Origin of the sequence: Variovorax sp. OAS795, from assembly GCF_040546685.1 — a bacterium.
GTDB lineage: Bacteria > Pseudomonadota > Gammaproteobacteria > Burkholderiales > Burkholderiaceae_C > Variovorax.
The window spans coordinates 5121451-5134636 of sequence record NZ_JBEPOH010000001.1; the positions used below are offsets into that span (position 1 = coordinate 5121451).

At 66.4% G+C, this 13186-nt stretch carries 14 protein-coding genes and 1 pseudogene; 6 read left to right on the forward strand and 9 right to left on the reverse strand.

The genetic code is table 11. From position 1 onward, the window contains the following. Positions 1-22: 22 nt before the first annotated feature. The 4 genes from ABID97_RS24695 to ABID97_RS24710 all read right to left on the reverse strand — a co-directional run bounded on the left by ABID97_RS24695 (position 23) and on the right by ABID97_RS24710 (position 1591). Positions 23-556: a chemotaxis protein CheW gene (locus ABID97_RS24695; RefSeq protein WP_354401443.1), complete on the reverse strand. Its 534-nt coding sequence runs from the start codon at positions 554-556 to the stop codon at positions 23-25. Positions 557-575: 19 nt separating this feature from the next. Next, positions 576-941, reverse strand: coding sequence for a response regulator (locus tag ABID97_RS24700; RefSeq protein ID WP_354401445.1), 366 nt, complete (start codon positions 939-941; stop codon positions 576-578). Beyond that, on the reverse strand, positions 941-1339 hold the full coding sequence (locus ABID97_RS24705; protein ID WP_028259709.1) for a response regulator: 399 nt from the start codon (positions 1337-1339) through the stop codon (positions 941-943). The genes ABID97_RS24700 and ABID97_RS24705 overlap by 1 nt, the downstream gene beginning before the upstream one ends. Before the next feature lie 81 nt (positions 1340-1420). Then, complete coding sequence (locus ABID97_RS24710; protein ID WP_007838397.1) at positions 1421-1591, reverse strand: rubredoxin; 171 nt, start codon at positions 1589-1591, stop codon at positions 1421-1423. Positions 1592-1702: 111 nt separating this feature from the next. Here ABID97_RS24710 and thiD point away from each other — a divergent pair. Both thiD and hemL read left to right on the forward strand, forming a co-directional pair. Next, positions 1703-2666: pseudogene (gene thiD, locus ABID97_RS24715) on the forward strand (bifunctional hydroxymethylpyrimidine kinase/phosphomethylpyrimidine kinase). Then, entirely contained in the window at positions 2666-3961 is a 1296-nt protein-coding gene (gene hemL / locus ABID97_RS24720) for a glutamate-1-semialdehyde 2,1-aminomutase (protein WP_354401448.1), read from the forward strand. Before thiD ends, hemL begins: the two are co-directional and overlap by 1 nt. A 24-nt stretch (positions 3962-3985) precedes the next feature. On the opposite strand, the gene purH is transcribed toward hemL, so the two are convergent. Genes purH through dusB form a run of 3 tightly spaced genes read right to left on the reverse strand, consistent with a single transcriptional unit; the run spans position 3986 to position 6930 of the window. Then, positions 3986-5593: a bifunctional phosphoribosylaminoimidazolecarboxamide formyltransferase/IMP cyclohydrolase gene (purH, locus tag ABID97_RS24725; protein WP_354401450.1), complete on the reverse strand. Its 1608-nt coding sequence runs from the start codon at positions 5591-5593 to the stop codon at positions 3986-3988. A gap of 16 nt (positions 5594-5609) precedes the next feature. After that, positions 5610-5846: a Fis family transcriptional regulator gene (locus ABID97_RS24730; RefSeq protein ID WP_007838304.1), complete on the reverse strand. Its 237-nt coding sequence runs from the start codon at positions 5844-5846 to the stop codon at positions 5610-5612. A gap of 25 nt (positions 5847-5871) precedes the next feature. After that, positions 5872-6930 (reverse strand): tRNA dihydrouridine synthase DusB, encoded by a 1059-nt coding sequence (gene dusB / locus ABID97_RS24735; RefSeq protein WP_354401452.1) that lies wholly within the window; start codon positions 6928-6930, stop codon positions 5872-5874. Positions 6931-7111: 181 nt separating this feature from the next. Here dusB and ABID97_RS24740 point away from each other — a divergent pair, with 181 nt between their 5' ends. Continuing rightward, the gene (locus tag ABID97_RS24740; RefSeq protein WP_354401454.1) at positions 7112-7582 is read left to right on the forward strand and encodes a YqaA family protein; all 471 of its coding nucleotides are present in this window, start codon (positions 7112-7114) and stop codon (positions 7580-7582) included. Positions 7583-7595: 13 nt separating this feature from the next. On the opposite strand, the gene ABID97_RS24745 is transcribed toward ABID97_RS24740, so the two are convergent. Together ABID97_RS24745 and ychF are read right to left on the reverse strand one after the other, a co-directional pair. Beyond that, on the reverse strand, positions 7596-8270 hold the full coding sequence (locus tag ABID97_RS24745; RefSeq protein WP_354401456.1) for a glutathione S-transferase: 675 nt from the start codon (positions 8268-8270) through the stop codon (positions 7596-7598). Between the two features lie 10 nt (positions 8271-8280). Beyond that, on the reverse strand, positions 8281-9372 hold the full coding sequence (gene ychF / locus ABID97_RS24750) for a redox-regulated ATPase YchF (protein WP_354401458.1): 1092 nt from the start codon (positions 9370-9372) through the stop codon (positions 8281-8283). Between the two features lie 201 nt (positions 9373-9573). On the opposite strand from ychF, the gene ABID97_RS24755 reads away from it, so the two are divergent. The 3 genes from ABID97_RS24755 to ABID97_RS24765 are packed head-to-tail and all read left to right on the forward strand — an operon-like array spanning position 9574 to position 13176. Further along, positions 9574-10530, forward strand: a complete 957-nt coding sequence (locus ABID97_RS24755) for a sugar ABC transporter substrate-binding protein (RefSeq protein WP_354401459.1) — start codon at positions 9574-9576, stop codon at positions 10528-10530. 22 nt (positions 10531-10552) lie between these two features. After that, positions 10553-12184: a sugar ABC transporter ATP-binding protein gene (locus tag ABID97_RS24760; RefSeq protein ID WP_354401460.1), complete on the forward strand. Its 1632-nt coding sequence runs from the start codon at positions 10553-10555 to the stop codon at positions 12182-12184. Beyond that, on the forward strand, positions 12181-13176 hold the full coding sequence (locus tag ABID97_RS24765; RefSeq protein WP_354401462.1) for an ABC transporter permease: 996 nt from the start codon (positions 12181-12183) through the stop codon (positions 13174-13176). The genes ABID97_RS24760 and ABID97_RS24765 overlap by 4 nt, the downstream gene beginning before the upstream one ends. Positions 13177-13186: the final 10 nt, after the last annotated feature.

Here is a 13186-nt window from a genome sequence, read left to right on the forward strand (position 1 = left end):
ATCTTCTGGCAGTGCGGATGCACTAGGCGCCAATACTTAAAAACTGGGGTTGCTGCGAGAGGGCCTGCAGGTTGATTTCCTGCCAGCGCTCACCCGCCGCGTCGGTGTACACATGCCCGAGCCAGGCGGCGGCGTCCGCGGCGGGCGGTTCGGCGCCGGTGAAGGCTTCGGTCCCCCGCAACCCCGCCAGTCGGTCGACCAGCAGGGCGCAGTTGACTTCGAGCAGCTCGTTGAGGGCAACGAGCCGCGACTGCATGCGGGCCGCTTCCGTGGCGGCCAGGCCCTCGGGCGTGCCCGAGGCGAATGCCGACAGCTGCACCACGCCATAGAGGCCGCCGCGAAGGTTGGCCACGCCCAGGAACCAGGGCTCGGTGTAGGGCACGGGCTGCGGGGGTGTCCAGGGGAAGATCTCGCCCGCGTGGCCGAGTGGAAAGAGGTACTTGCCCTCGCCGGCCTCGACCGCGAGCCACGCGGCGGACACGCCCGTCGTGCGCGCAGCTTGCAGGCGGCTTGCAAGCCGGGACTGGAAGGCTCTGAGAGCGTCGCGATTCGCCATGGACTCGGCTGTCTTGCGTTCAGGCCAGCGCGCTGATCTTGGACATCAGCTCGGCCGCGTTGACCGGCTTCACGATGTAGTCGCGGGCGCCCTGGCGCATGCCCCAGACGCGATCGGTTTCCTGGTTCTTGCTGGTGCACAGGATGATCGGGATGGCGGCGTACTGCGGGTCGCGGGCGATGGCGCGCGTGAGCTGGAAACCGTTCTGGCCGGGCATCACGACGTCCATGAGGATCAGGTCGGGCTGCTCTTCCTCGAGACGGCGCATGGCGTCTTCGGCGTTTTCAGCGGTCTTGACGGCAAAGCCGTTCTTGTGGAGCAGGTCGGACAGGAACATCAGTTCCGTCTTGGAGTCGTCGACGACGAGGATTTTTCGAATGGGCATTACTGCGCTTCCTGTTGAACGATGCCAAACTGCTGCACGGCCTGCAGCAGCTGGTCCTTGGTGAAAGGTTTGGTCAGGTAGTCTTGCGATCCGACCATGCGGCCGCGGGCCTTGTCGAAGACGCCGTCTTTCGAGGAAAGCATCACCACCGGAACATTGGAGAATTGGGCGTTGCGCTTGATGATGGCGCAGGTCTGGTAGCCATCCAGGCGCGGCATGAGGATGTCGCAGAAAATCAGATGCGGCTTGTGGTCGTTGACCTTCGAGAGCGCGTCGAAGCCGTCTTCGGCAAGGAGAACTTCGTGTCCGCCCTGCTTCAGAAATATTTCGGCACTGCGCCGGATCGTATTGCTGTCATCGATGACCAGCACCTTGTAACCTGATCCATTCGGCCCCATTGCACACACTCCTGCTGAGATGAGACTTGGATGCCCGCCGCACCGTACATCGGCGCAGATCGCGTAGCCCTATGCCATGCTTCAGATTTCAACCATTTCGAAGTCTTCCTTGCGCGCACCGCACTCGGGACAGGTCCAGTTCATCGGAACATCCGCCCAGGCCGTGCCTGCCGCGATCCCGTCTTCCGGTACACCCACCGCTTCGTCATAGATCCACCCACAAATCAGGCACATCCAAGTTTTCGTATTCATCGGAGCTTAAAGTCCTTGTTCATTAAATGCAACGAGTGTATCTATGCGTATCACATCGGCAGGCGGTAAACGTCGCGCCTATGCCACCATCCAGGGGATTTTGCCCGGCGTATGACCATTTACTTACATTCCGCAGACGACACCCGCAAACCGGGCAATCTTAACGACCCCCCGGACGACGCCGAAGAATTGGCCGAACGGGACCTGAATCCGCCCTGCGTGCTGGTCTTCAATGCCAGCGATCCGAGCGGCGCAGGCGGGCTGGGCGCCGACGCGCTGGCCATGGCGTCGGTGGGCGCCCACATGCTGCCGGTGGTCACGGGCGCCTACGCCCGCGACACGGCCGAGATATTCGACCACTTCGCCTTCGACGAGGAAGCCATCGCCGAGCAGGCGCGCGCCATCCTCGAAGACGTGGAGGTCCAGCTCATCAAGGTGGGCTTCGTCGGCAGCCCCGACGCCCTGAGCACCATCGCGGAGACCGCGTCCGACTATCCCGAGGTGCCGCTGGTGGCCTACATGCCCAACCTTTCGTGGTGGGACGAGAACCTGATCGAGCCGTATCTCGACGCCTTCCGCGAGCTGCTGCTGCCCCAGGCCACAGTGTTGGTTGGAAACCACAGCACGCTCTGGCGATGGCTCCTGCCCGACTGGAGCGGCGAGCGTCCGCCCAGCGCGCGCGACATTGCCAAGGCCGCGGGCGAGTTCGGCGTGCCGTACACGCTGGTGACCGGCATGGTGCTGCCCGACCAGTTCATCGACAACGTGCTGGCCTCTCCGCAGTCAGTGCTCGCCAACGAAAAATACGAGCGCCTGGAGGCCGTCTTCGCCGGCGCCGGCGATACGCTCTCGGCCGCGCTGGCCGCCTTGCTGGCAAGCGGCACCGACCTGGTGGCCGCCACCACCGAGGCCCTGGCCTATATGGACCGCTGCCTGGACGCGGGCTTTCGGCCCGGCATGGCGCCATGTGCTTCCGGACCGCCTGTTCTGGGCCGAGCCGGAAGACGACGACGACGATGAAGACCCCGGCGCCCCGCCCGACTTTGCCCTGCCCCCTCACGACACCCGACATTGATGCCAAACGCTGACCACAACGAGATTCTTTTCGAACGCGCCCGCGCCGTCATTCCCGGCGGCGTCAATTCGCCCGTGCGCGCCTTCAAGGCCGTGGGCGGAACGCCCCGCTTCATCCGCCGCGCCGAGGGCGCCTATTTCTGGGACGCCAACGACAAGCGCTACATCGACTACATCGGCTCCTGGGGCCCGATGATCCTGGGCCATGGCCACCCGGCCGTGGTGGAGGCGGTGCAGAAGGCGGTGCTGGAGGGCTTCTCCTACGGCGCGCCGACCGAACGCGAGATCGAACTGGCGGAAGCCATCCTCGCGCTGGTGCCGTCGATGGAGATGGTGCGGCTGGTGAGCTCGGGCACCGAGGCCGCCATGAGCGCACTGCGCCTGGCGCGCGGCGCCACCGGGCGCAAGCACATCATCAAGTTCGAGGGCTGCTACCACGGCCATGCCGACGCGCTGCTGGTGAAGGCCGGGTCCGGCCTCGCCACCTTTGGCCACCCGACCTCGGCCGGCGTGCCGCCCGAGGTCACGCAGCACACGCTGGTGCTCGAGTACAACAACATCGCGCAACTGGAAGAAGCCTTTGCGCTGCACGGCAACGACATCGCCTGCCTGATGATCGAGGCGATTGCCGGCAACATGAACTTCGTGCGCGCCACGCCCGAATTCGCGGCCCGCTGCCGCGCGCTCTGTACGCAGCACGGCGCACTGCTGGTGTTCGACGAAGTGATGAGCGGCTTTCGCGTCGGCCTGCACGGCGCGCAGGGCGTGCTGGGCATCACGCCCGACCTCACCGTGCTGGGCAAGGTCATCGGCGGCGGCATGCCGCTCGCGGCCTTCGGCGGTCCGCGCGCCATCATGGAGCAGCTCGCGCCGCTCGGGCCGGTCTACCAGGCGGGCACGCTGTCGGGCAACCCGGTCGCCACCGCCTGCGGCCTCGCAACGCTGAAGGAAATTGCGCGTCCCGGCTTCTATGAGGCCTTGTCGAAGAAGACGCGCACGCTGGTCGAAGGCCTCAAGGCCGCCGCCGCGGCCGAAGGGCAACCGTTCAACGCCGACAGCGAAGGCGGCATGTTCGGCTTCTTCCTGATGGACGAACTGCCGCAGAACTACACCACGGTGATGACGACCGACAACGCGAAGTTCAACGCGCTGTTCCACGGCCTGCTGGACCGCGGCGTGTACATTGCGCCGGCACTCTACGAAGCGGGCTTTGTGAGCGCCGCGCACAGCGACGACGACATTGCCGCGACCATCGAGGCCGCGCGGCAGATCTTCAAGGCCTTGCCGCCCCGTTGATCCGGCCGCCTGCGGGCGCGCGGCTCAGTGCCGGAAGTGGCGCACGCCCGACAGCACCATGACCACGCCGCGCTCGTCGGCGGCATCGATCACTTCCTGATCGCGCATCGAGCCGCCGGGCTGGATGACGCAGCTCGCGCCGGCATCGACCACCACGTCGAGGCCGTCGCGGAACGGGAAGAATGCATCGCTCGCCACCGCCGTGCCCTCGAGCGACAGGCCCGCATGCTCGGCCTTGATGCTCGCGATGCGCGCCGAATCGAGGCGGCTCATCTGGCCCGCGCCCACGCCCATGGTCATGCCGCCGGCGCAGAACACGATGGCGTTGCTCTTTACATACTTGGCGACCTTCCAGGCGAACAGCAGGTCTTGCAGCTGCTCGGGCGTGGGTTGCTTCTTGCTCACCACCTTGAGGTCGCTGGCCGACAGCTCGTGGTTGTCGGCGGTCTGCATCAGGAGGCCCGAGCCGACGCGCTTGACGTCGATCGCGTTGCGGCCGTTGTCCCAGTCGGTGGCGCCGCCCTTGGGCAGCGCAATCTCGAGCACGCGCACGTTGAGCTTGGCCTTGGTGGCCTGGAACACTTCCAGCGCCTCGGGCGTGTAGCCCGGTGCCATCAGCACTTCGACGAACTGCTTGTTGACGGCCTGCGCGGTGGCAAGGTCCACCGGCCGGTTGAAGGCGATGATGCCGCCGAAGGCCGAGGTCGGGTCGGTCTTGAAGGCCTTGGCATAGGCTTCCCCGGCATCCTTGCCCACGGCCACGCCGCAGGGGTTGGCATGCTTCACGATCACGCAGGCCGGCACGTCGAAGCTCTTCACGCATTCCCATGCGGCGTCGGCATCGGCGATGTTGTTGTAGCTCAGCTCCTTGCCCTGCAGCTGCTTCGCGGACACGAGCGAGCCCGGCGCCGGATACAGGTCGCGGTAGAACGCGGCCTGCTGGTGGGGGTTCTCGCCGTAGCGCAGGTCTTGCACCTTCACGAAGCGGCCGTTGCTTTGCGCCGGGAACAGCGCACGCGTGGGCGAAGGCTGGCCGATGCTGGCGTCGAAATCGATGGCCGAGAGATAGTCGCTGATGGCGCCGTCGTAGTCGGCGATGCGGTTGAACGCAGCCACCGAGAAGGCGAACCTGGTCTTGTCGCTGAGCTTGCCGACGGCCTGCAGCTCGGCCAGCGCCACAGGGTATTGCGAAGCGTCGGTCAGCACGCCGACGTCCTTCCAGTTCTTGGCGGCGCTGCGCACCATGGCGGGGCCGCCGATGTCGATGTTCTCGATCGCGTCTTCGAGCGTGCAGCCGGCCTTGGCCACCGTGGCCTCGAACGGATAGAGATTGACCACCAGCAGGTCGATGGTGTCGATGCCGTGTTCCTTGATGGCCGCGACGTGCGCGGGCAGGTCGCGCCGCGCGAGCAGGCCGCCATGGATCTTGGGATGCAGCGTCTTCACGCGGCCGTCGAGCATTTCGGGAAAGCCGGTGTGATCGGCCACTTCGGTGACGGGCAGGCCGGCATCCGCCAGCAGCCTGGCGGTGCCGCCGGTCGACAGCAGCTTGATGCCCAGGCCGTGCAGTGCCTGTGCGAATTCGAGGATGCCGGTTTTGTCGGAGACGGAGATGAGTGCGGTCTGGGCCATGGAATATGCCGTGGAGTTATTTCAAAAGTTTGTGTTCAACCAGCTTCTTGCGAAGCGTGTTGCGATTCAGGCCCAACCATTGCGCGGCCTTCGACTGGTTGCCCTCGGCGCGCGTCATCACGACGTCGAGCAGGGGCTTCTCGACCACCCGCACCAGCATCTCGTACATGCCGTCGGGCTCGGTGCCGCGCAAATCGCGAAAGTAGCTGTCCAGACTGGTGCGCACACAGTCCTCGATGTGTTTCTTGCTCATGCTTTTTCTTCTCTTCTTCTCTCTCTCAATCAGCGGCGCAAGCCGCCTCCTCTTCACCTGAGGGCTCTTCGGCCGCCTGGTGTGCGGGCATGCGGTCCATGCGGTCCGCGAGCCCGTCGAAATAATCGCCGACCGCGCGCAGTTGCGCCGCCGAGTCCTCGATGGTGTTCATGCGCGCGCGAAAGGCCTCGCCATCGGGCAGCGTACGCACATACCAGCCGATGTGCTTGCGCGCGGTGCGCACGCCGCTGAACTCGCCGTAGAGCGCGTAGTGCTCCACGAGATGGTCGAGCAGCAGGCGGCGTACCTCGGCGACCAGCGGAGGCGCCAGGTGCGTGCCGGTGTCCAGGAAATGCGCGATCTCGCGAAAGATCCAGGGCCGCCCCTGCGCCGCGCGGCCGATCATCACCGCGTCGGCGCCGGTGGCCGCGAGCACGTCGCGCGCCTTCTCGGGCGAGCGGATGTCGCCGTTGGCCACCACGGGCACGCGCACGGCGGCCTTCACGGCCGCGATGGTGTCGTACTCGGCACTGCCCTTGTAGCCCTGCTCGCGGGTGCGGCCGTGCACGGTCAGCATCTGCACGCCGGCCGATTCGAAGTTGCGCGCGAGCTTCACCGCGTTGCGGTGCTCTTCGCTCCAGCCGGTGCGCATCTTGAGCGTGACCGGCACGTTGAAGGGCTGCGCCGCATTCACCACGGCCTGCACGATCTCGAGCGCCAGCGGCTCGTCGCGCATCAGCGCGGAACCGGCCCACTTGTTGCAGACCTTCTTGGCCGGACAACCCATGTTGATGTCGATGATCTGCGCGCCGCGTTCGATGTTGTAGACCGCGGCCTCGGCCATCATGGCGGCATCGGTACCGGCGATCTGCACCGAGATCGGGCCGGGCTCGCCGTCGTGGTTGGCACGGCGCGAAGTCTTGAGCGTGTTCCAGAGCTCCTTGCGCGAGGTCACCATTTCGCTCACCGCATAGCCCGCGCCCAGCGCGCGGCACAGCATGCGGAAGGGCCGGTCCGTCACGCCGGCCATGGGCGCGACGAACAGCCGGTTTTCCAGTGCGTGATTGCCGATCTGCAAGGTCATGGGAGGGAAGGTGTCGCGCGTTCGGCTGCTGAAAAATGAGGCACGATTGTAGCCACGCGCGGTTTCGGCGACTGAAACGATTTGCGCCCGGGGTACCGGCGCAAACACTCTTGTGCACGGCGTCTTTTCCGACCGCGGATCGAAAGTGCGCTGCCTATACTGCCCCGACTCATTTCACTTTATGCAAGCCTGGCTCGACGCTCTCTTCGCACTGCTCGCGCTGCCGCAGTACGGACTCTCCACGCTGTTCCTTGCGGCTTTCGTCTCGGCGACGCTGTTGCCGGTGGGCTCGGAGCCGATACTTTTCGGCTTGCTCAAGCTCAACCCCGACATGTTCTGGTCGGCCATTGCGGTGGCCACGGTGGGCAACACGCTGGGCGGCGCGGTCGACTGGTGGATAGGGTACGGCGCGCACAAGGTGGCCGACAAATACTCGCACTCGAAACATCATGTGCGCGTATTGGGGTGGCTGGAGCGGCTCGGCCCGAAGGCCTGCCTCCTGAGCTGGTTGCCGATCGTCGGCGATCCGCTGTGCGCGGTGGCGGGTTGGCTCAAGCTGCCGTTCTGGCCTTGCCTCGGCTACATGGCCATCGGCAAGTTCCTGCGCTACGTCAGCATGACGGTCGCGCTTCTCTACGTGTTTCCGTCATGAAGCCGCTTGGGCTTCAGCTCAGGAGACCGTAGGGACCGCCGCGTTCCAATGCGCGCTGGTAGGCCGGGCGCGCGTGGATGCGCTCGAGGTACGCCATCAGCCTGGGCCGCTTCGCATCGAGGCCGCCGCGCGCCTGCGAGGCTTCGACCGGAAAGCTCATCTGGATGTCGGCGCCCGTGAATTCATTGCCGGCGAACCACTCGCTCTTGCCGAGTTCGGCCTCCATGAAGTTCAGGTGGTTCTCGATGTTCGGAACGATGAAGGCCGCCTTGGCCTTGCCCGAGATCATCCTGGCGACCGGCTTGATGAAGAAGGGCATCTTGCTGTTCTCGATCTTGTCGAACACCAGCTTGAGCAGCAGCGGCGACATCGCCGAGCCTTCCGCGAAATGCAGCCAGTAGCGGTAGCGCACCGCCTCGGGCGTGCCCGGCGCGGGCGCCAGCCGGCCATTGCCGTGGCGCTCGATCAGTGTCTCGACCACCGCGCCCGATTCCGCCAGCACAAGGCCGTCGTCGGTCGTCACCACCGGCGACTTGCCAAGCGGATGAACGGCCCGCAGCGAAGCGGGCGCCAACATGGTTTTGGGATCGCGCTGGTAGTGAACGATTTCGTAGGGCAGCCCGAGTTCTTCGAGCAGCCACAGCACGCGCTGGGAGCGCGAGTTGTTGAGGTGGTGGACGGTGAGCATGCGGCGGTCTTCAGGAGCTGAACAGGAAGTTCATCACGTCGCCATCCTTGACGACGTATTCCTTGCCTTCCGAACGCATCTTGCCCGCGTCCTTGGCGCCCTGCTCGCCCTTGTAGGCGATGTAGTCCTCGAACGCGATGGTCTGGGCGCGGATGTAGCCCTTCTCGAAATCGCCGTGGATCACGCCGGCCGCCTGCGGGCCGGTGTCGCCGATGTGGATGGTCCAGGCGCGCACTTCCTTCACGCCGGCGGTGAAGTAGGTCTGCAGGCCCAGCAGCTTGTAGGCTGCGCGGATCAGGCGGTTCAGGCCCGGCTCGTCCTGGCCGATTTCCGCGAGGAACATCTTCTTGTCCTCGTCGTCCATCTCGGCGAGTTCGGCTTCGATCTTGGCGCAGATGGCGACCACGGGGGCGCCCTGCCTGGCGGCATATTCATGCAGGCGGTCGAGGTACGGGTTGTTCTCGAAGCCGTCTTCCGCCACGTTGCCGACGAACATCGCGGGCTTGGCGGTGATGAGCGTGAACGACTTCACCAGCGGCAGTTCTTCCTTCGTGAACTGGAGCGCGCGCACCGGCGTGTTCTCGTTCAGCGCGGCCTGGCAGCGCTCCAGCAGGCCGACGAGCTTCTGCGCGTCCTTGTCGCCCGAACGAGCCACCTTGGTGTGGCGATGCAGCGCCTTCTCGACCGTGGCCAGGTCGGCCAGGCAGAGTTCGGTCTGGATCACTTCGATGTCGGAGATCGGATCGATCTTGCCGGCCACGTGGATCACGTTGTCATCGTCGAAGCAGCGCACCACGTTCACCGTGGCGTCGGTTTCGCGGATGTGCGCGAGAAACTTGTTGCCGAGGCCCTCGCCCGTGCTGGCGCCAGCCACCAGGCCGGCGATGTCGACGAACTCGACGATGGCCGGCACCACGCGCTCGGGCTTCACGATGTCGCTGAGCTGCGCGAGCCGCGGGTCGGGCACTTCCACCACGCCCACATTGGGCTCGATGGTGCAGAACGGATAGTTCTCCGCCGCGATGCCGGCCTTGGTCAACGCATTGAAAAGGGTGGATTTACCGACGTTGGGCAGGCCGACGATGCCGCATTGCAAACTCATTGGGGGGTCCTCTTGGGTAACCGGCGATTTTAAGGGAGGCGGTTCGCCAGCGCTGTTCCGCCCCGGGGTGCCGAGGTCAAGGCAGGCGGGGATCAGGGTTAAACCCGATTAGCAAACGTTTGCGCAAACGTTTTCGTTCGTTATTATCGGCACCCCCGGCCTTGGACCGGCGCACCGCTCAACCCTCAGGAGACAACACCCATGAAGTTCACCCGCCGTACGCTGCAAAGTGCAGCCGCCCTGACATTGCTGGGCGCCTTGGCCGCCACCCCCGTCCTCGCGCAGGACAAGCCCAAGGTCGCCCTGGTCATGAAGTCGCTCGCCAACGAATTCTTCCGCACCATGGAAGACGGCGCCAAGGCGCACCAGAAGGCGCACGCCGCCGAGTACACGCTGGTGGCCAACGGCATCAAGGACGAGACCGACACGGCGGCCCAGATCAAGATGGTCGAGCAGATGATGGCTCAGAAGATCAATGCGCTGGTCATCGCGCCGGCCGATTCGAAGGCCCTGGTGCCGGTGATCAAGGCCGCCATCGACCGTGGCATCCTGGTGGTCAACATCGACAACCAGTTCGACGCCGCGGCACTGAAGGAAAAAGCCATCCAGGTGCCGTTCGTCGGCCCCGACAACCGCGCCGGTGCCAAGCTGGTGGGCGACGAGCTGGCCAAGAGCCTGAAGTCGGGCGACAAGGTCGGCATCATCGAAGGCGTCTCGACCACCTTCAATGCGCAGCAGCGCACCCTCGGCTACCAGGACGCGATGAAGGCCGCCGGTGTGACGGTGGTGGGCGTGCAGTCGGGCCAGTGGGAAATCGACAAGGGCAACACGGTGGCCGCCGGCATGATGCGCGAGCATCCCGACCTGAAGGCGCTGCTCGCGGGCAACGACAGCATGGCGCTCGGCGCGGTGGCTGCGGTCAAGGCCGCAGGCAAGACCGGCAAGGTGCTGGTGGTGGGTTACGACAACATCGGCGCCATCAAGCCGATGCTGAATGACGGCCGGGTGCTCGCCACCGCCGACCAGTTCGCGGCCAAGCAGGCCGTGTTCGGCATCGAGACCGCGCTCAAGGCGCTGGCCGAGAAGAAGCCGCAATCGAGCATGCCCGCCGAAGTGAAGACCGACGTGGTGCTGGTCACCAAGTCTTCGGCCAAGTAAGCCACGAAAAGAAGAGCCGACGTTGAACGCACCCGCCGCCGCCCTGAACGCCAGCCTTGCCGCGCCCGTGCTCGCGCTGGACGCACTCGGCAAGGACTATGCGGCGCCGGTGCTCGACGATGTCTCGCTGATGCTGAACGCCGGCGAGGTGCTCGCGCTCACGGGCGAGAACGGCGCGGGCAAGAGCACGCTCTCGAAAATCGTCTGCGGCCTGGTGCAGCCGACGCGTGGCCAGATGGTGCTGGGCGGCGCGCCGTTCCAGCCCGCATCGCGCCGCGATGCCGAACGCCTGGGCGTGCGCATGGTCATGCAGGAACTCGGACTGGTCACCACGCTGTCGGTGGCCGAGAACCTCCTGCTCGACCGGCTGCCCAACCAGGCCGGCTGGATTCGCCGCGGCACGCTGCACGAACTGGCGGCGCGCCAGCTCGCGAAGATCGGCATGCAGAACATCGACCCGGCCACGCCGGTCGCGCGGCTGGGCATCGGCCAGCAGCAGATGGTCGAGATCGCGCGCAACCTGCAGGACGACACGCGCGTGCTGGTGCTCGACGAGCCCACCGCCATGCTCACGCCGCGCGAAACTTCTCACCTTTTCGAGCAGATCGAACTGCTCAAGGCCCGCGGCGTGGCGATCGTCTATGTGTCGCACCGGCTGGAAGAATTGCAGCGCATCGCCGACCGCGTGGCGGTGCTGCGCGACGGGCGGCTGGTGGACGTGCGCGCCATGGCCGGCGTGCGCGAATCCGAGCTGGTGCAGCGCATGGTGGGCCGCGCGGTGCACGAGCACGAAGGCCGCGGCCGCCGGGTGGCCGGACCGGTGCTGCTGAGCGCACGCGGCATCGGCCGCGCCGAGGTCGTGAAAGACGTCGACATCGACCTGCATGCGGGCGAAGTCATGGGCCTGGCGGGCCTCGTCGGGTCGGGCCGGACCGAACTCGTGCGGCTGCTGTTCGGTGCGGACCGTGCCGACCGAGGTGAAATTCTTCTTCATGACGGCACGCCCGGTTCGGCGCCCGTGCAGCGCGCACGCAAGGGCTGGCGCTCGCCGATGCAGGCCATCCGCGCGGGCATCGGCCTCGTGACCGAGGACCGCAAGTCGCAAGGCCTGCTGCTCACGCAATCGATCCGCGTCAACGCCACCTTGAGCGACCTCGGCGCGATCTCGCGCGCAGGCTGGCTGCAGCGCGCCCGGGAGCGCGGCATCGCGAAGCGGCTGGTCGACGTGCTGCGCATCCGTTCGCGCAGCATCGAGCAGCCGGTTGCCACGCTGAGCGGCGGCAACCAGCAGAAAGTGGTGTTCGCGCGCTGGCTGCACCGCGAATGCAAGGTGCTGCTGCTCGACGAGCCCACGCGCGGCGTCGACGTGGGCGCGCGCGCCGACCTCTATGCCGAGCTCGACCGCATGACCGATGCCGGCAAGGCGCTCCTCATGGTGTCGAGCGACCTGCGCGAACTCATGGCCATGTGCGACCGCATCGGCGTGATGAGCGCAGGCCGCCTGGTCGCGGTGTTCGAGCGCGGCCAGTGGAGCGAGCAATCGCTGCTCGCCGCCGCATTCAGCGATGCGGCCGGGCGTGCCGCCAACCCGAGGGCGGGCTCCGCCATTTCCGATCCGAATCCGGCCCAGCCGGCCACCGCCGAGACACCATGAACGCAGCCGCTGCTACAACCGCCACGACATCTGCCCCGCCGTCCGCCCTCAAGGGCCAGCTGGGCACCTACCTCGGCCTGACCGTCGTGCTCCTGGGCATGGTCGCGCTGTTCGGCGCGCTGAGCGAATACTTCTTCACGCGCGAGACCTTCATCTCCATTGCCAACGAGATCCCCGCGCTGGCGGTGATGGCCGTGGGCATGACCTTCGTGCTGATCATCGCCGGCATCGATCTTTCGGTCGGCTCGGTGCTCGCGCTCAGCGCGGCGGTGACGGCCGCCGCCATCCTCCAGTGGAAGCTCTCGGTGCCCGCGGCGGCCGCACTGGGCCTTGCCACCGGCCTGGTGTGCGGCACCGTGACCGGCGCCGTGTCGGTCGCATGGCGGCTGCCGAGCTTCATCGTCTCGCTGGGCATGCTCGAAGCGGTGCGCGGCGGTGCCTACCTGGTGACCGATTCGCGCACGCAGTACGTGGGCGACGCCATCTCGGGCCTTGCGGCGCCGTGGGTCGGAGGTATCTCCGCGGCCTTCGTGCTCGCGGTGGTGCTGGTGGCCGTGGGCCAGCTGGTGCTCACGCGCACGGTGTTCGGCCGGCACGTGGTGGGCATCGGCACCAATGAAGAAGCGATGCGGCTCGCGGGCATCGACCCGCGGCCGATCCGGATCATCGTGTTCGCGGCCACGGGCCTCCTGGCCGGGCTGGCGGGGCTGATGCAGTCGGCGCGGCTCGAGGCGGCCGACCCCAACGCCGGCGTCGGCATCGAGCTGCAGGTGATCGCGGCGGTGGTGATCGGCGGCACCAGCCTCATGGGCGGGCGCGGTTCGGTGGTCAACACCTTCTTCGGCGTGCTGATCATCGCGGTGCTGGAGGCGGGGCTGGCCCAGGTGGGCGCCAGCGAGCCGAGCAAGCGCATCATCACCGGCGCGGTGATCGTCGTTGCGGTGATCATCGACACCTTGCGCCAGCGCCGGGCCGACCGGCGCCTGGCCTGACGCCGCAACC